1 protein-coding gene is annotated in these 435 nt (G+C 59.3%); it reads left to right on the plus strand.

The features are described from left to right. On the plus strand, positions 1-435 hold a 435-nt coding region (locus AACY49_RS31215), incomplete at both ends, for an aldehyde dehydrogenase family protein (RefSeq protein WP_339528200.1).

Below are 435 nucleotides of genomic sequence, written 5' to 3' on the forward strand. Positions count from 1 at the left end.
TGCTGGGCGGGCAGACGGAAGCGGCGCAGAAATTCGTGGCGCCCACGCTGATCAGCCAGATCACCCCCGAGATGGCGATTTCGCGCGAGGAGCTGTTCGGCCCGATCCTGCCGATCATCGAATATGACGATATCGACAAGGTGATTGATCAGATCAACGCCAACCCGAAACCGTTGGCGCTTTATGTCTTCGACAATAGCCGGGCTTTTGCCGAGGACATCATCACGCGCACCAGTTCGGGCGCGGTGGGGATCAACCTGACGGTCGTGCATTTCCTGCATCCCAACCTGCCCTTTGGCGGGGTGAACAACTCGGGCATCGGTGCGGCGCACGGAATCTATGTCTTTCGGGCATTTTCGCATGAGAAGCCCGTCCTGCAGGACCGGTACTCGATCGTCCACATGCTGTTCCCGCCCTATACGGGCTTCGTGAAGC

Origin of the sequence: Pseudomonas sp. EL_65y_Pfl2_R96, assembly GCF_963970905.1 — a bacterium.
Classification (GTDB): Bacteria; Pseudomonadota; Gammaproteobacteria; order Pseudomonadales; family Pseudomonadaceae; genus Aquipseudomonas.